The following is a 24,241-nucleotide window of genomic DNA, read 5'->3' as shown; positions in this document are numbered from 1 at the left end:
CGGGCCGCTCGATGAATCCATCCCGCCTCTTCATCCTCCGGCCGGTCGGCACCGCCCTCCTGATGGCGGCGATCATGCTGGCCGGCCTGGTCGCGCTGCGCTTCCTGCCGCTCGCCGCGCTGCCCGAAGTCGACTACCCGACGATCCAGGTCCAGACCTTCTACCCGGGCGCGAGCCCCGAGGTGATGACGTCGTCGGTCACCGCGCCGCTCGAACGGCAGTTCGGGCAGATGCCGTCGCTGAACCAGATGTCGTCGCAAAGCTCGGCCGGCGCGTCGGTGATCACGCTGCAGTTCTCGCTCGACCTGCCGCTCGACATCGCCGAGCAGGAAGTGCAGGCCGCGATCAACGCGGCCGGCAACCTGCTGCCGTCGGACCTCCCCGCCCCGCCGATCTATGCCAAGGTCAACCCGGCCGACGCGCCGGTGCTGACGCTCGCGATCACGTCGAAAACGCTGCCGCTCACGCAGGTGCAGGACCTGACCGACACGCGCCTCGCGATGAAGATCTCGCAGATCGCCGGCGTCGGCCTCGTCAGCCTGTCGGGCGGCAACCGCCCGGCCGTGCGGATCCAGGCGAACCCGACCGCGCTCGCGCAGTACGGGATGAACCTCGACGACCTGCGCACGACGATCTCGAACCTGAACGTCAACACGCCGAAGGGCAACTTCGACGGCCCGACGCGCGCCTACACGATCAATGCGAACGACCAGCTGACGAGCGCCGACCAGTACAACAGCGCGGTGGTCGCGTACAAGAACGGCCGGCCGGTGATGCTGACCGACGTCGCGAAGGTGGTCGCCGGCTCGGAGAACACCAAGCTCGGCGCGTGGGTGAACTCGGAGCCCGCGATCATCCTGAACGTGCAGCGCCAGCCCGGCGCGAACGTGATTGCGACCGTCGACGCGATCAAGGCCCAGCTGCCGAAGCTGCAGGAAACGCTGCCGGCGGCGCTCGACGTGCAGGTCGTCACCGACCGCACGACGATGATCCGCGCGGCCGTGCGCGACGTGCAGTTCGAACTGATGCTGTCGGTCGTGCTGGTCGTGCTCGTGATGTACCTGTTCCTCGCGAACATCTACGCGACGATCATCCCGAGCCTGTCGGTGCCGCTGTCGCTGATCGGCACGCTCGCGGTGATGTATCTCGCCGGCTTCTCGCTGAACAACCTGTCGCTGATGGCGCTGACGATCGCGACCGGCTTCGTGGTCGACGACGCGATCGTGATGATCGAGAACATCGCGCGCTACGTCGAGGAAGGCGATTCGGGGCTCGAGGCCGCGCTGAAGGGCTCGAAGCAGATCGGCTTCACGATCATCTCGCTGACCGTGTCGCTGATCGCGGTGCTGATCCCGCTGCTGTTCATGGGCGACGTGGTCGGCCGCCTGTTCCACGAATTCGCGATCACGCTCGCGGTGACGATCGTGATCTCGGCGATCGTGTCGCTGACGCTCGTGCCGATGATGTGCGCGAAGCTGCTGCGCCACTCGCCGCCGCCCGAGAGCCACCGCTTCGAGGCGCGCGTGCACCGCGCGATCGACTGGGTGATCGCGCGCTACGCGGTCGCGCTCGAATGGGTGCTGAACCGCGAGCGCTCGACGCTCGTCGTCGCGCTGCTCACGCTGGTGCTGACCGGGCTGCTGTACGTATACGTGCCGAAGGGCTTCTTCCCCGCGCAGGACACCGGCGTGATCCAGGCGATCACGCAGGCGCCGCAGTCGATCTCGTACGGCGCGATGGCCGAGCGGCAGCAGGCGCTGGCCGCCGAGATCCTGAAGGATCCGAACGTCGACAGCCTGACCTCGTTCATCGGCGTCGACGGCTCGAACATCACGCTGAACAGCGGCCGGATGCTGATCAACCTGAAGGCGCGCGACGCGCGCTCCGAAACGGCAAGCCAGATCATCCGCGACCTGCAGCGGCGCGTCGCGAACGTGACGGGGATCTCGCTGTTCATGCAGTCGGTGCAGGATCTGACGATCGACTCGACGGTCAGCCCGACGCAGTACCAGTTCATGCTGACGAGCCCGAATTCCGACGAATTCGCGACTTGGGTGCCGAAGCTCGTCGCGCGGCTGCAGCAGGAACCGTCGCTCGCCGACGTCGCGACCGACCTGCAGAGCAACGGCCAGTCGGTCTATATCGAGATCGACCGCGCGAGCGCCGCGCGCTTCGGCATCACGCCGGCGACCGTCGATAACGCGCTGTACGACGCGTTCGGCCAGCGCATCGTGTCGACCATCTTCACGCAGTCGAATCAGTACCGCGTGATTCTCGAATCGGAGCCGAAGGACCAGCACTACGCGCAGTCGCTGAACGACATCTACCTGCCGTCGGCGGGCGGCGGCCAGGTGCCGCTGTCGTCGATCGCGTCGTTCCACGAGCGGCCGTCGCCGCTGCTCGTGTCGCACCTGTCGCAGTTCCCGTCGACGACGATCTCGTTCAACCTCGCGCCGGGCGCGTCGCTCGGCGAGGCCGTCAAGGCGATCGAGGCCGCCGAGCAGGAGATCGGCCTGCCCGCGTCGTTCCAGACGCGCTTCCAGGGCGCCGCGCTCGCATTCCAGGCGTCGCTGTCGAACCAGCTGTTCCTGATCCTCGCGGCGGTCGTCACGATGTACATCGTGCTCGGCGTGCTGTACGAGAGCTACATCCACCCGATCACGATCCTGTCGACGCTGCCGTCGGCCGGCGTCGGCGCGCTGCTTGCGCTGATGCTCACCGGCCACGACCTCGACATCATCGGCATCATCGGCATCGTGCTGCTGATCGGCATCGTGAAGAAGAACGCGATCATGATGATCGACTTCGCGCTCGAGGCCGAGCGCGTCGAAGGCAAGCCGCCGCGCGAGGCGATCTACCAGGCGTGCCTGCTGCGCTTCCGGCCGATCCTGATGACGACGCTCGCCGCGCTGCTCGGCGCGGTGCCGCTGATCGTCGGCTCGGGCGCCGGTTCCGAATTGCGCCAGCCGCTCGGGATCGCGATCGCGGGCGGCCTGATCGTGTCGCAGGTGCTGACGCTGTTTACGACGCCGGTGATCTACCTCGGCTTCGACGCGCTCGCGCGCCGCGTGCGCGGCTGGTTCGAACGCCGCGGCCCGGCCGCCGGCACGCACACGGATGCGTAAGCGATGAACCTGTCGCGTCCCTTCATCACCCGCCCCGTCGCGACGACGCTGCTCGCGCTCGGCGTCGCGCTCGCGGGCCTGTTCGCGTTCATCAAGCTGCCGGTGTCGCCGCTGCCGCAGGTCGACTTCCCGACCATCTCGGTGCAGGCGTCGCTGCCGGGCGCGAGCCCGGAGACGGTCGCGACCAGCGTGACGAGCCCGCTCGAACGGCACCTCGGCTCGATCGCGGACGTCACCGAGATGACCTCGACCAGCACGGTCGGCAATGCGCGGATCATCCTGCAGTTCGGGCTGAATCGCGACATCGACGGCGCCGCGCGCGACGTGCAGGCCGCGATCAACGCGGCGCGCGCCGACCTGCCCGCCGCGCTGAAGAGCAATCCGACCTACCGCAAGGTCAACCCGGCCGATTCGCCGATCATGATCGTATCGCTGACGTCGGAAACCTCGTCGGCCGCGAAGCTGTACGACGCCGCGTCGACGGTGCTGCAGCAGTCGCTGTCGCAGATCGACGGGATCGGCCAGGTATCGGTGAGCGGCTCCGCGAACCCGGCCGTGCGCGTCGAGCTCGAACCGCAGGCGCTGTTCCACTACGGAATCGGCCTCGAGGACGTGCGCGCCGCGCTCGCGTCCGCGAACGCGAACAGCCCGAAGGGCGCGATCGAGTTCGGCCCGCAGCACTTCCAGCTCTATACGAACGACCAGGCGTCGCAGGCCGAGCAGTACCGCGACCTCGTCGTCGCATACCGCAACGGCGCGGGCGTGCGGCTGTCCGACCTGTCCGAGGTCGTCGATTCGGTCGAGGACCTGCGCAACCTCGGCCTGTCGAACGGCAAGCGCGCGGTGCTGGTGATCCTGTACCGCTCGCCCGGTGCGAACATCATCGAGACGATCGACCGCGTGCGCGCGGCGCTGCCGCAGCTCACCGCGTCGCTGCCGGCCGACATCACGGTCACGCCGGTGCTCGACCGCTCGACGACGATCCGCGCGTCGCTGAAGGACACCGAGCGCACGCTGCTGATCGCGGTCAGCCTGGTCGTGATGGTCGTGTTCCTGTTCCTGCGCAACTGGCGCGCGACGCTGATCCCGAGCGTCGCGGTGCCGATCTCGATCATCGGCACGTTCGGCGCGATGTACCTGCTCGGCTTCTCGATCGACAACCTGTCGCTGATGGCGCTGATCGTCGCGACCGGCTTCGTCGTCGACGATGCGATCGTCGTGCTCGAGAACATCGCGCGCCACATCGAGAACGGCACGCCGCGGCTGCAGGCCGCGTTCGACGGCGCGCGCGAGGTCGGCTTCACGGTGCTGTCGATGAGCATCTCGCTGGTCGCGGTGTTCCTGCCGATCCTGCTGATGGGCGGCATCGTCGGGCGCCTGTTCCGCGAGTTCGCGCTGACGCTGTCGCTCGCGATCGCGGTGTCGCTCGCGGTGTCGCTGACCGTCACGCCGATGATGTGCGCGCGCCTGCTGCCCGAGACGCACGACCCGCGCGACGAAGGCCGCTTCGCGCGGTTCCTGGAACGCTGTTTCACGCGCATGCAGCGCGGCTACGAACGCTCGCTGTCGTGGGCGCTGCGCCGGCCGCTGCTGATCCTGCTTATCCTGTTCGCGACGATCGGGCTGAACATCTACCTGTACGTGATCGTGCCGAAGGGCTTCTTCCCGCAGCAGGACACCGGGCTGATGATCGGCGGCATCCGCGCCGACCAGGCCACGTCGTTCCAGGCGATGAAGCAGAAGTTCACCGAGATGATGCGGATCGTGCAGAGCAACCCGAACGTGAAGAGCGCCGCGGGCTTCACGGGCGGCACGCAGACCAACTCGGGCTTCATGTTCGTCACGCTGAAGGATCGCACCGAGCGCAAGCTGTCGGCCGACCAGGTGATCCAGCAGTTGCGCGGGCCGCTGTCGAACGTGGCCGGTGCGAGCACGTTCCTGCAGGCCGCGCAGGACATCCGCGTCGGCGGCCGCCAGAGCAATGCGCAGTACCAGTTCACGCTGCTCGGCGATTCGAGCGCCGACCTGTACAAGTGGGGGCCGCTGCTGACCGAGGCGCTGCAGAAACGCCCCGAGCTCGCCGACGTGAACTCCGACCAGCAGCAAGGCGGCCTCGAGGCGATGGTAACGATCGACCGCGCGACGGCCGCGCGGCTCGGCATCACGCCGTCGCAGATCGACAACACGCTGTACGACGCGTTCGGCCAGCGCCAGGTCTCGACGATCTACAACCCGCTGAACCAGTACCACGTCGTGATGGAAGTCGCGCCGAAATACTGGCAGAGCCCGGAGATGCTGAACCAGGTGTGGATCAGCACGTCGGGCGGCAGCGCGAACGGCTCGCAGACGACCAACGCGGCGGCCGGCACCTACGTCGCGACCGCGGCCGGCACGTCGAGCGCCGGCACGGCCGCCACCAGCGCCGCGGCGATCGCGTCCGATTCCGCGCGCAACCAGGCGCTCAACTCGATCGCGTCGAGCGGCAAGTCGAGCGCGTCGTCGGGCGCGGCCGTGTCGACGTCGAAGTCGACGATGATCCCGCTGTCGGCGATCGCGACCTTCGGCCCGAGCACGACACCGCTGTCGGTGAACCACCAGGGGCTGTTCGTCGCGACGACGATCTCGTTCAACCTGCCGCCGGGCGTGTCGCTGTCGCAGGCGACGCAGGTGATCTACCAGACGATGGCGCAGATCGGCGTGCCGCCGACCATCGTCGGCAGCTTCCAGGGCACCGCGCAGGCGTTCCAGCAGTCGCTGAACGACCAGCCGATCCTGATCATGGCCGCGCTACTGGCCGTCTACATCGTGCTCGGGATCCTGTACGAGAGCTACATCCACCCGATCACGATCCTGTCGACGCTGCCGTCGGCCGGCGTCGGTGCGCTGCTCGCGCTGCTGCTGTTCAAGACCGAGTTCAGCATCATCGCGCTGATCGGCGTGATCCTGCTGATCGGCATCGTGAAGAAGAACGCGATCATGATGGTCGACTTCGCGATCGACCAGACGCGCAACGGCCACAAGTCGTCGTTCGACGCGATCCACGAGGCGTGCCTGTTGCGCTTCCGACCGATCATGATGACGACGATGGCCGCGCTGCTCGGCGCGCTGCCGCTCGCGTTCGGCAACGGCGACGGCGCCGAGCTGCGCGCACCGCTCGGGATCGCGATCGCGGGCGGCCTGATCGTGTCGCAGGTACTGACGCTCTATACGACGCCGGTCGTCTATCTGTACATGGACCGGCTGCGCGTGTGGAGCGAGCAGCGGCGCAACCGCCGCGGGAATTCGGGCGGGCCGGCGGTGGCGGGCGAGTGATGCGGAGCCGCGCGGGCGGCACGCCGTCCGCGCGAACCGCCGCGGCTTGCACCCCGGCGGCGATCGGCTATCGTCAGTGCATGCACGCTGCCGTGCCGTTTCGGGGGGAATCCGCCATGAACGTCCAGCTGAACCATACGATCGTCTGGTGCCGCGACAAGCGCGCGTCGAGCCGCTTCCTCGTCGAGTTGCTGGAACTGCCGGCGCCGACGCCGTTCGGCGCGATGCTGGTAGTCCCGCTCGACAACGGCGTATCGCTCGATTTCTACGAAAAGGACGGGGAGATCGCGTTCCAGCATTACGCGTTCCTGATCGACGAAGCCGGTTTCGACCGCGTGTTCGCGCGCCTGCGCGAACGCGGGCTGCCGCACTGGGCCGATCCGGCGAAGCGGCAGCCCGGCGACATCTACCGTCACAACGGCGGACGCGGCGTGTATTTCGACGATCCGGACGGGCACTTCCTCGAGGTGATGACTCGGCCGTATGCGCTGACCGGCTAGCGCCGCAGGCGGGCAGGCGCAGCGCCGGCCGGTGTGCCGGGCGGCATTCGATACCGCCCCGTTCCGGCACTGGCCGGGCGGTATGTACTGCGCGGCCCCGCATCCGGTCGCGCCTGCGTGCGAACCGGTGCGGGTGCGGCCATGCGGCCGCGACGACGGCTGTTACTCGGCGGTCGTGGCCGTCTTGCGCGGACGACGCGCGCGCGGCGCGGTCTTGCGGGCCGGCTTCTTCGGCTTGGCAGCGGCCGGTGCGTCGTCGGCCGGTTCGGCCGGCGCCGCTTCGTGCGCCAACTCGAGCACCGCTTGCGCGGCCGCCTCGGCCACGACCGGCTCGGCCTGCCGCGCTTCGGCGGGCCGGCTGTCGACATCCGCGGCGTCGTGCGGCTTCGCATCCGCCTGCGCGGTGTCGCCGTGCTTCGCGTCCCCATGCCTGTCGCCACCGTGAGGCATCGCGCCACCGTGCGCAACATCTTCGTCCTTCGGTGCCGCGCGACGCTCGCCGCCCTTCGCGGCGGCGCCCTTCTTCGGACCGGTCTTCTTCGCCGCGCTCTTGCGTGCGCGCTTGCGGCTGTCCTTGCCGTCGCCGTGCGTGTCGGCCGCTTCGCCGGACACGGACACCGCCGCGTCGACTTCTTCCCCGCTTTCGACGAAGGCCGGCTCGATCGGCGCGGCTTCCCGCGCGCGCGGCTCGCCCTGCCCGCCGCGACGGCGCGATTCGCGCTCGCCGTGCGCCGGCTCGGCCGCGCGCGCGCCGTGCTGGGGCGCCCCGTGCTGTGCCGTGCCGGCCTCCGGCGCGGCAAGCTGTTCCGCGGCCGGCGCATGACGCGCGCGCGACACGAACGCGCCCGACTTGTCGTCGCGCCCCACTTCGAGCAGCCCGCGTGCCTGCGCCTCGTCGAGCAGGTTGCCGAATGCGCGGAATCCGTAGTACGACTCGTTGAAATCCGGCTTGCGGCGCTTGATCGCGCTCTTGAGCACCGACGCCCAGATCTTGCCGACGTCGTCGCGCTCCGACGCGAGCGCGTCGAAGGTCTCGACCGCCAGCGCGATCGCCTCGGCCCGCCGCATCTCCAGCTCGGGCTTGCGCGACGGCTCGTCGGGCCGCTTCGCGCCGCCGTTGCCCGCGCGCTGCTGTTCGCGCTTGGCAAGCGCACGCTGCTGCTCGCGCACCAGGTCGTCGTAGAAGATGAATTCGTCGCAGTTCGCGACCAGCAGGTCCGAGGTCGACTTCTTCACGCCGACCCCGATCACCTTTTTCGCGTTCTCGCGCAGCTTCGACACGAGCGGCGAGAAATCCGAGTCGCCGCTGATGATCACGAAGGTGTCGACGTGCGACTTCGTGTAGCACAGGTCGAGCGCGTCGACGACGAGCCGGATGTCGGCCGAGTTCTTGCCCGACTGGCGCACATGCGGAATCTCGATCAGCTCGAAACTCGCCTCGTGCATCGCCGCCTTGAAGCCCTTGTAGCGATCCCAGTCGCAATACGCCTTCTTCACGACGATGCTGCCCTTCAGCAGCAGCCGTTCGAGCACGGGCTTGATGTCGAACTTCTCGTACTTCGCGTCGCGCACGCCGAGCGCGACGTTCTCGAAGTCGCAGAACACGGCCATGCTGATGTTGTCGAGGGGTAATGCCATGTGTACTCCAACCGGTTGGCCGACGCGTTGTATTGCGTAGCGGCAGGAAATGCGTGGCGCACATGATAGCCGGTCGGCGGCCCGTCGCCCGCATTCGCACGCCGACACGGCGCAATGTGCGCGGGCACACCGTGGTCGATATGCCCCCTTTTACCCCGCCTCCGCCGGCCCAATTCGACATACACTTGAGTATCGGTCGTCCGTCCCTATCTGGAAGGACGACGCATCGATCAAGGAGCGGTTTCATGACGACGAAGGTACTGCTGATTGGCGCGACCGGCCGCACGGGCCAGGCCTGTGCGGATCTGCTGCTCGAGCAGCCGGAATTCGAGGTCACGGCGCTCGTGCGCCGGCACGGCTACGCGCTGCCGGGCGCGAAGGTCGTCGAGGCCGATCTGACGGGCGATTTCTCGCACGCGTTCCAGGGCGTCACGCATGTCATCTACGCGGCCGGTTCGGCCGAGTCGGAAGGCGCGGCCGAAGAGGAACAGGTCGACCGCGACGCGGTCGCGCGCGCGGCCGAGTATGCACTCGCGCACAACGTCCAGAAGCTGGTCGTGATCAGCTCGCTGTCCGCATACTGGCCCGAACGCAGCCCCGACGCGCTGCGTCACTATTCCCAGATGAAACGCGAAGGCGACGAGCGCGTGATCGCGTCGGGCGTCGACTACGTGATCCTGCGCCCGGGCCCGCTCGCGGACGAACCGGGCGTCGGCAAGATCGCGCTGACCGAGGAGCGCGTCGAGCCCGCGCCGCCGGTTTCGCGCCAGGACGTTGCATGGGCCGCGATCGAGGCGATCAAGCTCGGCATCTCGCGCAAGATCATCGGCTTCGTCGGCGGCAGCGTGCCGATCGAGCAGGCGCTGCGCGCGTGATTCGCGCGCACGCGGCAATGCGACCGCCGGCGCGCGCTGCCGGCGCGAGCGGGCCGCGTTCGCGCCGCCTTGCCGTTACGGCTTCGGATGCGCGTCCGCCCACGCCTTCACCGCGGCGAGCGTGTTCTCCACGTGCTTGTCGGGCGACAGGCTCGTGTATTCGTACAGTATCTTCCCTTCCGGCGAAATCACGTAGGACACGCGGTTTGCGCGGTCGAGCGCCGGCAGCTTCGCGTCGTACTCGCGGATGATCTTCGCATCCGGGTCGGCCGCGACCGGGAACTTGCTGCGGCACTCGCTCACCGAAAACTTCGTCAGCGTGTCGATATTGTCGACGGACACGCCGATCACCGTCGCGCCGTACGCCTTGTAACGGTCGACCGCATCCGCGAACGCGTGCGCCTCGATCGTGCAGCCCTTCGTGAACGCGGCCGGGTAGAAATACAGCACGACCGGCCCGTGCTTCAGCGCGTCGGCAAGCGAATACGTGTAAGTCTTGCCGCCCAGCGACGCCTGGGTCGTAAAATCGGGCGCCGCATCGCCCGGCTTCAGTTCCGCCTGCGCGACCAGCGCATGGCCGGCCACCAGCGCCGCCACGGCGCCCACCAACAGTTTTCGCTTCATCTGCGTCCTCATTTCTTATAAAGTCAGCCTCGTTACAGGCCGCACCGGCGTTCGACCGCCGCCTGCGCGACCCGATCCGGCCCGGCGGCAGCGCCGCCCGCGGGCCGGTCCGTTAAAGATTCGTCGCAGTCTGCCGTTATTCCTACCGGACAACCGGTTCCAGCCCTTCACGTCAGCGAGAAACATGGAAGCCAACAGGAAACAGACGCCGCGCAAGGGCCACTGGCGAAGCGCCCTGCGTACGCTGCGCCGCTTCGCATGGTCGGGCGGCGCGCTGATGCCCGCACGCGCCGGCGCGCCGCGCCGCGACGACACCGTGCGCAACTGGCTGGAACAGACGGTCGGCACGGTGGACTTCCTCGCCCATGTCGACCGCGAACTGCGCTTTCTGTACGTGTCCGACGCCAGCCTGCGCTTCATCGGCTATCACCGCGACTATCTGCATACGCTGACGCTGCGCGACCTGATCGCCGAACAGGATACCTCGGCGCTCGAAGGCCTGCTTGCGCGCGCCGCGCGCTCGGGCCAGGTCGAGAAGGCGACGATGTGCATCGTCAAGTCGCTCACCTATCCGCTCGACGTCGAGGTGCGCGCGGTCAAGAGCCGCCACCACGGCGTCGACGGCTTCGCGATCGCGGCGTTCGACGTGTCGTCGTGGCGCGCGCTCGAGGCGCGCCTCACGTACGAGATGCACCACGACCCGATGACGGGGCTCGACAACCTGTCCGCACTCGTGCCCGCGCTGATGCGCGCGCAGCAGTCCGCCGACGAGGGCGGCACCTGCGCGGCGCTGCTGCTGCTCGATCTCGACGACTATCAGCGGATCAACCGCGCGCTCGGCTACGACGCCGGCGACACGCTGCTGCGCGAGACCGCGCAGCGGCTGCGCGCACTCGTGTCGCCCGGCGAGCGACTCGCGCGCGTCGCGAGCGACAAGTTCGCGGTGGTGCTCGGCGCGCCGGACCGCGCGCGGGTCAGCGACGCGGCGGGCGCGCTCGCACGCCGGCTGCAGGCCGCGATCCGCGAACCTTACGTGTACCACGGACAGCCCGTGCACCTGTCGGCCAGCATCGGCATCGCGCTGTACCCGGACGAGCGGCCGGCATCGCATCGCGCGCAACACCACAGCCCGCTGCTGCGCCGCGCCGACCATGCGCTCGCGCAGGCCAAGGCGTCGGGCGGCAATGCGCTCGCGTTCCATACGCCGGTCGACGATCCGGCCGACGCCGAGCGGCTGAAGCTCGAAGCCGACCTGTACGACGGCGTGCGCAACGGCGAATTCTCGCTGCACTTCCAGCCGATCACGCGCAGCCAGTCGGCCGCGGTGGTCGGCGTCGAGGCGCTGATCCGCTGGCGCCACCCGGTGCACGGCCTGGTGCCGCCGGCGACCTTCATCCCGCTCGCCGAATCGATCGGCCTGATCAACTATCTCGGCAACTGGGTGCTGAAGGCCGCGTGCATGCAGCTCGTTGCGTGGGACCGCCAGGGCCTCGCGCTGCAATACGTCGCGGTCAACGTGTCGCCGCAGCAGTTCCGCGACCCGCGCTTCACGCAGAGCGTGCGCGAGGCGATCACGCTGACGGGCATCGACCCGCGCCGCATCGTGCTCGAAATCACCGAAAGCCTGCTGATGCACGATCCCGCACATGCGAAGGAACTGCTCGAGGAACTGACCGAGCTCGGCATCCGCTTCGCGATCGACGATTTCGGCACCGGCTATTCGAGCCTCGCGTACCTGCAGCGCTTCCCGCTCGCGAAGCTGAAGATCGACCGCAGCTTCGTCGAGAACCTGCTGACGTCGCGCAACGACCGCGCGATCGTGTCGGCGGTGGTCGGCCTCGCGCAGACGCTCGACCTCGAACTCGTCGCGGAAGGCGTCGAGACCGAGGCGCAGCGCGAATTGCTGACCGAGATGGGCTGCAACCACATCCAGGGCTGGCTCGTATGCCAGGCACTGCCGTCCGAGGAGCTCGCGCGGCGCTTCGAGGCGCAGCAGCTGCGCCTGCACGCGGCGGCCTGACCGCGCCCGCGAACCGGACAGACGCATGTCAATCACCGAACACCTGCCGCCGACGGCCCTGCTCGACAAGCTGTGGGCCCGGATGAACGAACGGGGCGACTTCCCGCTGCTGTCGGAATCGCTGCGCGCGACGATGGCCGCGATGAAGAACGACGACCTCGACTTCACCGCGCTCGTCCGGGTCGTGCTGTCGGATTTCGCGCTGACGCAGAAGGTGCTGCGGCTCGCGAACTCCGCGATGTACATGGCGTTCGGCGGCAACATCACGACCGTGACGCGCGCGCTGATGGTGCTCGGCATGGACGCAGTCGGCCATCTGGTCGTCGGGCTGAAGCTCGTCGATCACTTTCATCACAGCACGCCGCGGCGCATCGACGCGAAGCTCGAACTGAACCGCGCGCTGCTGTCGGGCTGCGTCGCGCGCAAGCTGACCGAGCGCGCCGAGCTGCGCTCGGGCGAGGAAGCCGTCGTCTGCACGCTGATGCGCCAGGTCGGCAAGCTGCTGGTGGTCTGTTATCTCGACAGCGAATGGGACCGGATCCGCCGACGCGCGACCGAGCTGAACGGCGACGAAGCGGCCGCGTGCGTCGAGGTGCTCGGCGTCGGCTTCGACGAGATCGGCCTCGAGGCCGCCGCGCGCTGGCGGCTGCCCGAACTGATCCGCGCCGGCATGGCCGACGACGAGCGCGCGAGCCTTGCCGACGCGCACGACGACGGCGCGGCGCTCGCCGACGAAGACGACCCGGACGGCCGCGCGCACTGGCTGCGCGCGGTGAGCCGCTGCTCGACCGACGTCGCGGGCGCGCTCGCGATGCCCGCGAGCCCGCAGCGCGACGCGCGCATCGCGGCGCTCGCGCAGCACTACGCGCCGATACTCGATACGGAGTCCGACACGCTGGTGGAAATCGCCGAGCAACTCGCGCGCGAGGAAGCGAGCGACACCGTGATGCGCGAGATCGTCGAGCTGCGCGCGAACGCCGACGCGATCGCGCGCGCGCAGGCGCAGCCCGAGGCCTGTCTCGAAGCCGGCCTCGCCGACCTGCGTGCGCTGCCGTCGGAACACGTGCTGACGCCGGTGCTCGCACTCGCGTCCGAAAGCCTGCTCGCCGGCCTCGCATTCACGCGTACCGTGATGTTCGTGCGGCATGCCGACGGCACGTTCGCCGCGCGGCTCGGCTTCGGCCCCGACGTCGACGCGGTGCTCGACCGGCTGCGCTTCGACGAACGCTTCGAGCCGGACGTGTTCCATCTCGCGATCACCAACTCGGTCGGCATCTTCATCGAGCAGGCGCAGGAGCCGAAGATGCTCAGGCGGCTGCCCGCGTGGTATCTCGATGCGTTCGACGACACGCGCGCGTTCGTGCTGCTGCCGGTGCGCGTCGGCGCGACGACGGTCGCGCTGCTGTACGGCGACTGGGCCGGCGCCCAGCCCGCGCGCAAGATCACGCAGCAGGAAATGGCCGTGCTCAACGAGCTCGCGCGCGAACTGAGCCGGTTCTTTCCCGCGTAGCGCATCGCGCTCGCCGCAGCGCAGCCGCGCCGGCGATTCTCCGCCCCCAAAAGCAAACCGGCCGCATGAGCGGCCGGCTGCGAGCGTGCGATGAAACGAAACGCTTACTTGAGCGTCACGGGCACGCTGAAATACTTCTTCGCGAGATTGTCGATCGTGCCGTCGGCCTTCAGTTCCTTCAGCGCCTGATCGAGCGCGGTCTTCAGCGCCGCGTCGTTCTTGCGCAGGCCGAAGCCGACGCCCGAGCCGAGAATCTCGGTATCGCTGACGGTGCCGCCCGCGAACCCGAAGCCCTGGCCTTGCGGCTTCGACAGGAAACCCTTCGCACCTGCTTCGGAATCCTGGAAGGTCGCGTCGAGGCGGCCCGACTTCAGGTCCGCATACGCGAGATCCTGCGTCTGGTACGGCACGACTTCGACGCCGGCCGGCGCCCACTTCTTCTTCGCGTACGCTTCCTGGATCGTGCCCTGCAGCACGCCGACGCGCTTGCCCTTCAGCGACTGCGGGGTCGGCAACAGGCCGCTGCCCTGCTTCGCGATCAGCTGGTTCGGGATCGTGTAGATCGGATCGGTGAACGCGATCGCGTGCTTGCGCTGGTCGGTGATCGTCATGTCCGAGTTGATCGCGTCGAACTTGCGCGCCTGCAGCGCGGGGATCAGGCCGTCGAAGTCGTTCTCGACCCACACGCACTTCGTCTTCAGCTTCGCGCACACCGCGTTGCCGATATCGATGTCGAAGCCGGTCAGCTTGCCGTCGGGCGTCTTGTATTCGAACGGCGCGTACGAAGCCTCGACGCCGAACCGGATTTCCTTCAGGTCCGCCGCAACCGCACTGCCGGCCGCCACCGCCGATGCCGCCACCGCCGCGTACGCGGCCACTTTACGCCAATCCAACTTCATCAAATGCTCTCCTCGATACTCGAATGTTCCGGAACTACGGGCGCATGCATCATTGCAGGGTCGGATGACAACGGCAATCGCGACGCCGCGCCGTGATGCGGCGCAACAGCCGCAAGGCCGCGATTGTACCAACCCGCGCGGCCCGGCACGGCAAAGCGTGCGATGCTGCGCTGCGCGCGCGGCGCGCACCGGGCCGCGATCCGAACTCGCAAGACGATGTCGCAAACAGGCAAGGCACGGCGCGCAGCCACTGCCACGCGCCGTGCAACGGCAGGTCAGACGAGCGCCGCGAGCGTCTCGCGCGTCGTGTCGACGACGAGCAGGCCCGCGCGCAGGCCCGGCTTCACGGCCGGATTCGGGAACACGATGCGCTCCTCGTCGTGCCGCACCGTGTAGCGGTAGTCGCCGTCCTGCGCGAGCACCGTGCCGCGCGCGAACGCGGTGAAGTTCGCGACGTCGGCCGCGACGAACAGTTCGAGCGCGTCGCTCTGCTTCGTGATCTGGTCGATCACCGTAAACACGCGCGGCAGCGCCGCATCGGCATCGCGCGGTGCGCCCGACACGAGCCGCCGCACCGCGCGATCGGCCCCGTCGAAGCGCGTCAGGTCGTTCTGACCGAACGGCCGCACCTTGCCGAGTTCCAGCGTGCACGCGAGCGCACCGCAATGCTCGGCCGTGAAATGCGAATACGTATTGCCCTTCGCGGTATGCAGCAGCACGGCCGCGATGCGTGCATCGCCGAGCCATTCGACCATCGCGCGCGACGGCGGCGTGCCCGTGTGCGGCAGCAGCGCGAACTGCTCGAACACCGACGCGCGGATCGCCGTGTGCATGTCGACATGCCAGCGCGCGCCGCCCGCCGGCGCCGCCGCGAAGAACGTGCCGGCGGCCGCTTCGAGCTGCGCGGCGCGCGGCGCCTCGCGGCTCGCCGGCACCTGCGCGTGGCGGCCGCTGAACAGGCGATTCAGGTCGTCGTCGAGATAGCGTTCGCCCGCGCGCATCGCCGGCACGTTGCCGAGCACGACCAGCAGCCGGCACGCGAGCGGCAGCGCGCCCGCCGCGAGGTCGCGCACGAGCCGCGACAACAGCTCGATCGGCGCGGTTTCGTCGCCATGCACGCCGGCCGACACCAGCACGCTCGCGCGCGGCGCAACGGCCGGCGCATGCGGTTCGAGCGCGAGCAGGCCGTCGCCGAGCCAGTGCCAGCGCAGCGCGCCGCCCGCGCATACGCCGTCCGTCACGGCCGGCGCATCGCCGGCGAGCGTGAACGCGAGAAAATCGTCGAGCAGCGGCGCGCCGGACATGTTCGACTCAGCGCTGGAATTCATACAGCGACCCGACGCGCAGGATCTGCGTCAGCTCGTCGAGCGCCGTGCGCGACTCGTCGAGCAATGCCGGATCGGCGAGATCTTCCGGCGCGAGGCGATCGCGGTAATGCTTGTCGATCCACGCGTCGAGCGATGCGAACAGCGTGTCGTTGATCCACACGTTCGACGTGACGGCCGCGCGCTCCGCATCGTTCAGCACGACGCGCAGGCGCAGGCAGGCGGGGCCGCCGCCGTTCTTCATGCTCTCGCGCAGATCGAACACCAGCACGTCGCGGATCGGGCCGCTGCCGGCCGCGAGCTGGTCGAGATAGGCCGCGACGTTCGCGTTCTCGCGGCACTCCTGCGGCACGACGAGCACTTGCGAGCCGTCCGCGCGCGACAGCAGCTGGCTGTTGAACAGGTACGACGTGACCGCGTCGTTCACGCCGACGGCCGCGTCCGGCACCTCGATCACGTTCAGGTGCGCGCCGCGCGCGTCGAGCGCCGCGGTCAGCGTGTCGTAGACCGCCTGCTTGTTGACGAATGCGCGCTCGTGCGTGAACAGCGTGTCGCGATTGCCGACCGAGATCACGTCGTTATGGAACACGCCCGCGTCGATCACGTCCGGATCCTGCTGCGCGTAGACGGTCGCCGCTTCCGCAAGCCCGTGGCGATGCGCGACCGCGCGGCTCGCCTCGAAGGTCTGGCGCGCCGGGAAGCGCTTCGGTTCCGGGCCGCGGCGGTATTCGGCGCGCCCGTACACGAAGAACTCGACGCCCGGCTTGCCGTATTCCGCGCAGAAGCGCGTGTGGTTCGCTGCGCCTTCGTCGCCGAGCGCCGGCGTGCCCGTCAGCGCCTCGTGCACCGCGAAGTGCGCGGGGTCGGCGAACAGCGTCGACAGCGTGCGGCGCGTCGCTTCATGCTCGATCGCGCGGTGCAGCTTGCTGCACAGGTTGGCCGGCGTGAAATGCACGCGGCCGTCGTTCGTATCGGCCGACGGGCTGACGGTGGCCGCGTTCGCGGTCCACATCGCCGAGGCCGAGCTCGCCGCGGCCAGCAGTTCGGGCGCCTGCTTCGCGGCCTTCGCGATCACGTCGGCGTCCTTGCCCGAGAAGCCGAGCTCGCGCAGCAGGCGCAGCGACGGCCGCTCCTGCGGCGGCAGTACGCCCTGCACGAAGCCGAGATCGGCGAGCTGCTTCATCTTGCGCAGCCCCTGCTTCGCGGCGGCCTTCGGATTCGCGGCCGACTTTTCGTTGTTCAGCGACGCCACGTTGCCGAACGACAGCCCGGCGTAGTTGTGGGTCGGGCCGACGAGTCCGTCGAAATTGGCTTCTTGTGCGTTCATCGTCGCTCCGTCGATCAGAAATGCAGGCCCGGCGACAGGCTCGCGGGCAGGGTCAGTTGGGCGCTTTCCACCGACGCCATCGGATATGCGCAGTAGTCGGCCGCGTAGTACGCGCTCGGGCGATGGTTGCCTGAGCGGCCGGTGCCGCCGAACGGCGCCGCCGACGATGCGCCGTTGGTCGGCCGGTTCCAGTTGACGATCCCCGCGCGGATCGTGCGGCGGAAGTGCTCCCACGCGCGGGCGTCGTCGGCGAGCAGGCCCGCGGACAGCCCGAACGCCGTATCATTCGCGCGCTCGATCGCTTCGTCGAACGTCGCATGGCGGACGATCTGCGCGAGCGGGCCGAAATGCTCTTCGTCGGGCAGGTTCGCCACGCCGGTCACGTCGATGATCGATGCGTTCACGAAGCCCAGGCGCGGATCGCGCTGCGTCATCGCGATGATCGGCTTCGCGCCCTGCTCGACCAGGCGCGACTGCGCGTCGACGAGCTTCGCGGCCGCGCGCGCCGAGATCACCGCGCCCATGAACGGCTGCGGATCGGCGTCGAACACGTCGGCCGTGATCTTCGACGTGACATCGACGAGGCGCGCGAGGAAACGGTCGCCGAACGCGCCCTGCGGCACGAAGATGCGGCGCGCACACGTGCAGCGCTGGCCGGCCGACAGGAACGCCGACTGGATCGTGTGATGGACGGCCGCGTCGATGTCCTCGACTTCGCCGATCACGAGCGGGTTGTTGCCGCCCATTTCCAGCGCGAGCACGATCTCCGGGCGGCCGCCGAACTGACGGTGCAGCAGCGTGCCCGTGTCCGAGCTGCCGGTGAAGAACAGTCCGTCGATCTGGCGATGGTTCGCAAGCGCGATGCCGGTGTCCTTCTCGCCCTGCACGAGGTTCAGCACGCCGGGAGGCAGGCCCGCGTCCTGCCACACTTCGACCGTCGCGCGCGCGACGCCCGGCGCGAGCTCGGACGGCTTGAACACGACCGCGTTGCCCGCGATCAGCGCCGGCACGATATGCCCGTTCGGCAAGTGGCCGGGGAAGTTGTACGGACCGAACACCGCGACGACGCCATGCGGGCGATGGCGCAGCACGGCGACGCCGTCGGCCATGTCCTGGCGCTTCTCGCCGGTGCGTTCCTGATACGCCTGGATCGAGATGCCGACCTTCGCGGCCATCGACGCGACTTCGGTGCGCGCTTCCCACAGCGGCTTGCCGGTCTCGCGGCCGATCGCGGTTGCGATCGCTTCCTTGCGCTCGTTGAGCAGCGCCGCGAAGCGCTTGACGATCGCGCAGCGCGCTTCGAAGTCGAGCGCCGACCAGCCGGCGAATGCGCGGCGCGCGCTGGCGACCGCGCGATCGACGTCGGCCGCCGATGCGCTGGCGCCCTGCCACGCGATCTCGTCGGTGCCCGGGTTGCGCGAAGCGAACACGGGGCCCGAGCCTGCGACCCAGGCGCCGTCGATGAAGAGTTCCGTCATGATTCGTTTATCCCTGTTTGACTTTGAGCGGCAGCACGCGGACCGGATCGCCGGCCTTCACGTCGAGTGCGACGGCATCGTCGGCCGACAGCACGAACGAGCCGTTCGCGACCACGCCCGGCGCGACGCCGACGCGGAAGTCGGTCAGCGACGTGTTCGACACGAGCGACTTCGGCGCGTCTTCGCGCGCATCGGGCACGCCGATCGCGACCGGCACGACGACGCTCTCGCGCACCGTGCGCAGGTCGTTCACATGGCATTCGAGCACCGGGCCCGCGTCGAAGATGTCGACATGGTTCTGGTAGCGCAGCCCTTCCGCTTCGAGCATCTTGCGGGCCGGCAGCGTGTCGCGGTGCGTGAGGCCGACCGCATCCTGCGCGTCCTGCGGCAGCAGGTCGACGTACACCGGATAGCGCGGCATCAGCTCCGCGAGGAACGACTTGCGGCCGTGCGAGCTGAGGTAGTCGGCTGCGTTGAAGTCGATCTGGTAGAAGTGCGAACCGACCGCACGCCAGAACGGCGACGTGCCGTCGTCGTCGAAGTGGCCGCGCAGCTCCGCGCAGATGCGCTCCGGAAAGCGGTCGCGGAACTGCGCGATGAACATGAAGCGCGAGCGCGACAGCAGGCCGCCGACGCCGCCCGTGCGATAGCGCGGGCTCAGGAACAGCGAGCACACTTCCGCATAGCCGGTCAGGTCGTGCGAGATGTTCAGCGCGGACATCCGCGTCCACACGCCGAGCTCCTGGCTCGCGTGCACGACCGTGCTCACGCGATAGTTGTAGAACGGCTGCTCGAGGCCGACCTGCGTCTCGATCCCGCACACGCCGGCGATGTCGCCCGTCTTCGACTCTTCCATCACGAAGAAGTAGCCGGCCTCGCCGGGCGCGGCCTCGCCCGCGAGCGTGCGGCGCGTGCGCTCGATGCGCGCGGCGAGCGCGTCGCGGTCGGGCTTGAACGTGGTCAGGCCCGGCCCGGTTTCCTTGGCGAGCGACACGAGCGCGTCGACGTCGCCCGTTTGTACGACCCGAACGACGATCATGCTGCGTCTCCCTTCAATTCCTCATCGTCGCGGCGGTGCAGCGGCACGCAGCGCACGACATCGCCATCCTTCACATCGAGCGCCGCGCGCACGTCGCCCGCCAGCGGTGCGTCGGCCGCATCGCCCGGCAGATCCGCGAGCACGCAGCGGAACGATTCGCCGCTGCCGGACGACACCATATAGGCCACATCGCCCTGCTGATGCGCCGCTTCGCGCACGACGCGCTCGGCGCCGTGCTTCACGCATGCGGTGCGGTCGACCTGCGCGGTCAGCACCGGGCCTGCATCGAAGATGTCGACGAAGCGGTCGGGCTCGAAGCCTTCTTCCAGATGGATGTCGTACGCGAGCAGCGCCGTTTGGTTCGGCTCGCCGAGCACGCGCTGCGCGGCTTCCGGCAGCAGCGGCACATACAGCGGATAGGCCGGCATCACTTCCGCGATGAAGGTGCGGCTGCGACCGCCCGACGCGATGTCGACGTCGGTGAAATCGCGGCCGAAGAACTTGCGGCCCACCGCTTCCCAGAACGGCGACGCACCGTTTTCGTCGCTCACGCCGAGCAGCAGCGTGAACACTTCCGGTGTGAAGCGGCGGCGGTTCGCGGCGATGTACATCATCCGCGCGCGCGAGATCAGGTGCGCGGCCGCGTCGCCGCGCAGCGACGGGTCGACATAGAAGCCCGCGAGCCGGCTCTTGCCGGTCAGCTCGTGCGACATCGTGAGCGCGTGGATCTTGCGGTTCACGTGCAGTTCGCGCGACGCGTGGATCAGTGCGTCGTTGCGAAACGCGTAGAACGGCTCCGAGTAGCCCGCCGCGGCCACGATGCTAGCGGTGCCGAGCAGCTTGCCGGTCGTCGAATCCTCGAGCACGAAGAGGTAGAACTCCTCGCCGGCGAAGTCGACGTCCGCGCGAAACGAATCCTCGGACAGCGCGACGCGCGCTTCGAGCGCCGCGCGGTCGTGCGGCAGCGAGTGCAGGACCGGCTGCGCGGTGCGCGCCATGTGCGCGAGCGCATCGAGATCCGTGAGTTTGCCGGGGCGAACAAATAGCATCGTCGTTCCTGTTCTGCGATGGGCGCGCCGCTCAGCGCGCGGTGGCTTCCTGTGCGGCGAGCACCTGTTCGACCGCCTTCTCGAAGCGCTTCATGCCTTCGTCGAGCTCGTCGAACGGAATCACCAGCGACGGCACGAAGCGCAGCACGTTCGGGCCGGCGATCAGCATGATCACGCCGTGCTCGGCGGCCGCGGTCACGAAGTCCTTCGCGCGCCCGTCGAAGGCGGCGGTCAGTTCCGCGCCGACCAGCAGGCCCTTGCCGCGCACTTCCTTGAAGATGCCGAAGCGTGCGTTGATGCGTTCGAGCGCGCCCTTCAGGCGCACGCTGCGTTCGCGCACGCCTTCGAGCAGTTCCGGATTGCCGATCAGTTCGACGACCTTGTCCGCGATCGCCGATGCGAGCGGGTTGCCGCCGTACGTCGTGCCGTGCACGCCGACCTTGAAATGCGCGGCCAGTTCGTTGGTCGTCAGCATCGCGCCGATCGGGAAGCCGTTGCCGAGCGCCTTCGCGGTCGTCAGGATGTCGGGCGTGACGCCGGTGTCCATGTACGCGTAGAACTGGCCAGTGCGGCCGACGCCGGTCTGCACTTCGTCGAAGATCAGCAGTGCGTCGTTGGCATCGCACGCTTCGCGCAGCGCCTTCAGGAAGGCCGGATCGGCCGGGATCACGCCGCCCTCGCCCTGTACCGGCTCGACGATCACCGCGCAGGTTTGCGGGCCGATCGCTGCCTTGGCGGCTTCGATGTCGTTGTACGGCAGGTGCTTGATGCCGGCCGGGACCGGGCCGAAGCCTTCCGAGTACTTCGGCTGGCCGCCGACGCTGACCGTGAAGAACGTGCGGCCGTGGAACGACTGCACGAACGAGATGATTTCGAATTTGTCGGCGCCGTGGCGATCGAACGCGACGCGGCGCGCGAGCTTCAGTGCGGCTTCGTTCGCTTCCGCGCCCGAGTTCGCGAAGAACGCGCGGTCGGCGAAGGTCAGCGATTCGAGGCGCTTGGCGAGGCGCAGGACCGGCTCGTTCGTGTAGCCGTTGCCGATGTGCCAGAGCTTGCGGCTTTGCTCGTCGAGCACCTTCAGCAGTTCCGGGTGGCCGTGGCCGAGGGACGTCACCGCGATGCCGCACGCGAAGTCGATGTATTCGCGGCCAGCCGTGTCCCATACGCGGGAGCCCTCGGCGCGATCCGGCACGAACGGCGCGGGGGAAAATACCGGCACCATCACTTCGTCGAATGTCTGGCGGGTCACGGTCGAGGTCGTCATGGTGGTTCCTTTCGATTTCGTAAGAGGGTTCAACAGGATCAAGTTTAGGTAAGGGTGACGCAAGCGTCTTGCGGAATTGCGACGGGTTCTATCGGAAGCGCTTTTTTTGTATTTTGCCTTGGGGCGTGGATTGCCTGTGATCGTGTCGGTCTATTAGTGTCGCCCCTGCGCGGGGCGGCGGTTACTTTTCTTTGTCTTGCCAAAGAAAAGTAACCAAAAGAAAGGCGCTGGGGATATCGCAAGACCTCCCGGTGCCGTGGCCAGCGGAGTGGATCGCGCCTAAGTGTCCGCGCCAGTCGGGAGCGCGGAGTGGTTCGAGCAACGGATCTGGCCCGTCGCACCACCCAACGAAGTGGTGTACCGCCCGCTAGCTCCGCCCTCGCTGCGCTCGGCCGACGGGGACACACCCCTCAAACAACGCAGTCGGTTAATTGCCGCCAGCGGGACGGCGGCGCCGGATGCCAAAAATGGCGACCCTCCCCCCGCGCGCTCCAAGTTCGCCCTTCGGGGTGGCGCAATCGTTCGACGTGGCGCGATCTCAAACGTCTCGAACAATATCGAGATGGCCCTTTGCACCGCGCGACTACGATTGAGACTTTCCGCGAGGGACCGAACATGAATAGAAGAATTGCAGTCGTCGGCGATAGCCTGTCAAGCGGCGGAACAATCCGCTCATATGACGGACCACGATTCCTGGTTCGCGGGCATCAAGTAGCCTTGATCGGCGGTAGTGCATTCTGCTCGGCCTGCCAAAGCACCGGCATCATCGCAAAAGCTGGCGGCCCCTATCGACTCAAGTTTCAGGGCGAGGTTGCGCTCGACGGCGATATTGTCCTGTGCGGCTGCTCGACTCCACCAAGCATCGTTGCTGAGCTTGCAGATCAAGCGTGGTGCGATGATCGGCTAAAGGGTCTGGGAGAAGTCGTTTCCAGCCGCACGGCAACGGGCGGTGTCAGGTCGCTCAAGAAGGGTGCATTTGATGAACAGATCAAGGCGGCGACTGACGGCAGTATTCCCGTCGGCCCGGACGGTTACCCGTATTACATCGAGACAGCCGACGGCCGCATCCATTCTGGCGTACTCGACGCAAGCGGCGAGCTACCGCGCATCAACACCGGCGATGAATCGGGAAACTACACCGTGTATTGGGGTGACGAAGCCATAGCAAAAAAATATTGCGGGGTGAGCCATGCCTAATCGACCTACAAAGGTCCGCACGAACGACACCCCAAATTCAAAGAAGCCCGTGCAACTACAAGCCTTGTCCTTCCAAGCGCTTTGGAACGCGTACCCGAAGAAAGACCCCTACGATGACCCGACCGGCGAATATGCCAATCAATGCGCCATTCGCATGAGCGTCGCGTTTCACGGCATTGGAAGCGACATGAAGTCGTTTTCTCAAAACGTGCTGAAGCCGATGCCTGGCAAGAAGACACTGGGGCGCCTGCTACTTGGCGGGAAAGCGACAGCGACGCGCGCTTACGAACTCGCTGAATGGTTGAAGCTTCGCCCGTTCCTCGGTCTCGGCAAATCTGAAAACATTACCGGTTCGGATTGGCAGGACAAGGTAAAAAATCGAACCGGTATCATCTACTTTTTCGGCTACTGGCGTCAGGAGGGCGACTCAGCCGACTCGCTGAGCGGTGGCCATATCGATCTCTGGAACAAAGACACGCTCACGCCTTCGCTCGTGAACTTCCTTCGATTCCGCGTCGGCATGTCGCAGTTCCGCAGCCTTCGCTCCTACCTGACCGGCAGCGACGATAACTGGTTTTCCGATCTATCGAATTCGAAAGAAATCCTCTTTTGGGAAGTGAAATGAAGCGTACGGTACTGGCGGTTCTAGGTATTGCATGGGGCTTGTTCGTCACATGGGCGTCCATCTATGCAGCGAATCATATTCACTGGCCCGAAGTGAAATCACACGCAACCGGATGCAACGATATGGAGCACTGCGCACCGCATGCGAGATTCGTCGCCGAATTGCTTGTGTCACTGCTATGGCCTGCCGCCGTGTTCGGTATGCTGAACGCCGTGGCCTATCAACGATGGTCGGGGCGCAGTTGGTCTATCGCTTTCGGCGTCGCGACGCTGCTGGCGATCCTGTTCTATGTCGCCCCCTACGCCATACCCGCATTTGGGCTTGCCCACGACTAATACTGCATTAAGGAAAGCCAATTGAGCCCACCGCCCCGCGGCCCAGCCGCTAGCGCTCACAGCGCCTTTCTTTTGGTTACTTTTCTTTGGCAAGACAAA

Annotated in this window: 18 protein-coding genes; 9 read left to right on the top strand and 9 right to left on the bottom strand. The window is 67.6% G+C overall.

Annotation, left to right across the window (positions count from 1 at the left end; genetic code table 11):
* Window positions 1-11 precede the first annotated feature (11 nt).
* From BST28156_RS18725 to BST28156_RS18715, 3 genes are all read left to right on the top strand, one after another.
* Entirely contained in the window at window positions 12-3,125 is a 3,114-nt protein-coding gene (locus BST28156_RS18725; protein WP_174903039.1) for an MdtB/MuxB family multidrug efflux RND transporter permease subunit, read from the top strand.
* A 3-nt stretch (window positions 3,126-3,128) separates the two neighbouring features.
* Window positions 3,129-6,437: an efflux RND transporter permease subunit gene (locus tag BST28156_RS18720; protein WP_174903038.1), complete on the top strand. Its 3,309-nt coding sequence runs from the start codon at window positions 3,129-3,131 to the stop codon at window positions 6,435-6,437.
* Between the two features lie 116 nt (window positions 6,438-6,553).
* A complete protein-coding gene (locus BST28156_RS18715) occupies window positions 6,554-6,937 on the top strand; it encodes a VOC family protein (protein WP_174903037.1) in 384 nt (127 codons plus the stop codon).
* A gap of 162 nt (window positions 6,938-7,099) precedes the next feature.
* Here BST28156_RS18715 and BST28156_RS18710 read toward each other — a convergent pair whose 3' ends face one another.
* Entirely contained in the window at window positions 7,100-8,575 is a 1,476-nt protein-coding gene (locus tag BST28156_RS18710) for an NYN domain-containing protein (protein ID WP_174903036.1), read from the bottom strand.
* A gap of 245 nt (window positions 8,576-8,820) precedes the next feature.
* Here BST28156_RS18710 and BST28156_RS18705 point away from each other — a divergent pair, with 245 nt between their 5' ends.
* Entirely contained in the window at window positions 8,821-9,450 is a 630-nt protein-coding gene (locus BST28156_RS18705; RefSeq protein ID WP_060241593.1) for an SDR family oxidoreductase, read from the top strand.
* Window positions 9,451-9,525: 75 nt separating this feature from the next.
* Here the strand turns inward: BST28156_RS18705 and BST28156_RS18700 are convergent, their stop codons facing one another.
* Window positions 9,526-10,074: a peroxiredoxin gene (locus BST28156_RS18700; protein ID WP_174903035.1), complete on the bottom strand. Its 549-nt coding sequence runs from the start codon at window positions 10,072-10,074 to the stop codon at window positions 9,526-9,528.
* Window positions 10,075-10,351: 277 nt separating this feature from the next.
* Between BST28156_RS18700 and cdpA the strand changes: the two genes are divergently transcribed.
* Together cdpA and BST28156_RS18690 are read left to right on the top strand one after the other, a co-directional pair.
* On the top strand, window positions 10,352-12,094 hold the full coding sequence (gene cdpA / locus BST28156_RS18695; protein ID WP_217451813.1) for a cyclic di-GMP phosphodiesterase CdpA: 1,743 nt from the start codon (window positions 10,352-10,354) through the stop codon (window positions 12,092-12,094).
* 25 nt (window positions 12,095-12,119) lie between these two features.
* Window positions 12,120-13,604, top strand: coding sequence for an HDOD domain-containing protein (locus BST28156_RS18690; RefSeq protein WP_174903033.1), 1,485 nt, complete (start codon window positions 12,120-12,122; stop codon window positions 13,602-13,604).
* A 104-nt stretch (window positions 13,605-13,708) separates the two neighbouring features.
* Here the strand turns inward: BST28156_RS18690 and BST28156_RS18685 are convergent, their stop codons facing one another.
* From BST28156_RS18685 to BST28156_RS18655, 7 genes are all read right to left on the bottom strand, one after another.
* Window positions 13,709-14,503, bottom strand: coding sequence for an ABC transporter substrate-binding protein (locus tag BST28156_RS18685; protein ID WP_174903032.1), 795 nt, complete (start codon window positions 14,501-14,503; stop codon window positions 13,709-13,711).
* A gap of 275 nt (window positions 14,504-14,778) precedes the next feature.
* Entirely contained in the window at window positions 14,779-15,807 is a 1,029-nt protein-coding gene (gene astE / locus BST28156_RS18680; protein ID WP_174903051.1) for a succinylglutamate desuccinylase, read from the bottom strand.
* A 7-nt stretch (window positions 15,808-15,814) separates the two neighbouring features.
* Complete coding sequence (gene astB, locus BST28156_RS18675; protein ID WP_060241581.1) at window positions 15,815-17,155, bottom strand: N-succinylarginine dihydrolase; 1,341 nt, start codon at window positions 17,153-17,155, stop codon at window positions 15,815-15,817.
* A 14-nt stretch (window positions 17,156-17,169) separates the two neighbouring features.
* The gene (gene astD / locus BST28156_RS18670) at window positions 17,170-18,633 is read right to left on the bottom strand and encodes a succinylglutamate-semialdehyde dehydrogenase (RefSeq protein WP_174903031.1); all 1,464 of its coding nucleotides are present in this window, start codon (window positions 18,631-18,633) and stop codon (window positions 17,170-17,172) included.
* Window positions 18,634-18,640: 7 nt separating this feature from the next.
* Window positions 18,641-19,672, bottom strand: a complete 1,032-nt coding sequence (gene astA / locus BST28156_RS18665) for an arginine N-succinyltransferase (protein ID WP_060241577.1) — start codon at window positions 19,670-19,672, stop codon at window positions 18,641-18,643.
* Window positions 19,669-20,721 (bottom strand): arginine/ornithine succinyltransferase subunit alpha, encoded by a 1,053-nt coding sequence (aruF, locus tag BST28156_RS18660; RefSeq protein ID WP_009689375.1) that lies wholly within the window; start codon window positions 20,719-20,721, stop codon window positions 19,669-19,671. The genes astA and aruF overlap by 4 nt, the downstream gene beginning before the upstream one ends.
* A 31-nt stretch (window positions 20,722-20,752) precedes the next feature.
* Window positions 20,753-21,985: an aspartate aminotransferase family protein gene (locus BST28156_RS18655; RefSeq protein WP_009689374.1), complete on the bottom strand. Its 1,233-nt coding sequence runs from the start codon at window positions 21,983-21,985 to the stop codon at window positions 20,753-20,755.
* A gap of 615 nt (window positions 21,986-22,600) precedes the next feature.
* Between BST28156_RS18655 and BST28156_RS18650 the strand changes: the two genes are divergently transcribed.
* The 3 genes from BST28156_RS18650 to BST28156_RS18640 are packed head-to-tail and all read left to right on the top strand — an operon-like array spanning window position 22,601 to window position 24,142.
* Window positions 22,601-23,182, top strand: a complete 582-nt coding sequence (locus tag BST28156_RS18650; RefSeq protein ID WP_174903030.1) for a PAAR domain-containing protein — start codon at window positions 22,601-22,603, stop codon at window positions 23,180-23,182.
* The gene (locus BST28156_RS18645) at window positions 23,175-23,807 is read left to right on the top strand and encodes a type VI secretion system amidase effector protein Tae4 (protein ID WP_174903029.1); all 633 of its coding nucleotides are present in this window, start codon (window positions 23,175-23,177) and stop codon (window positions 23,805-23,807) included. The genes BST28156_RS18650 and BST28156_RS18645 overlap by 8 nt, the downstream gene beginning before the upstream one ends.
* A complete protein-coding gene (locus BST28156_RS18640; RefSeq protein WP_174903028.1) occupies window positions 23,804-24,142 on the top strand; it encodes a hypothetical protein in 339 nt (112 codons plus the stop codon). Before BST28156_RS18645 ends, BST28156_RS18640 begins: the two co-directional genes overlap by 4 nt.
* Window positions 24,143-24,241 lie beyond the last annotated feature (99 nt).

This window comes from Burkholderia pseudomultivorans, assembly GCF_902499075.1.
Classification (GTDB): Bacteria; Pseudomonadota; Gammaproteobacteria; order Burkholderiales; family Burkholderiaceae; genus Burkholderia; species Burkholderia pseudomultivorans.
The sequence above is the reverse complement of the archived record's forward strand: the minus strand, read 5'-3'. Positions and strand labels throughout refer to the sequence as shown.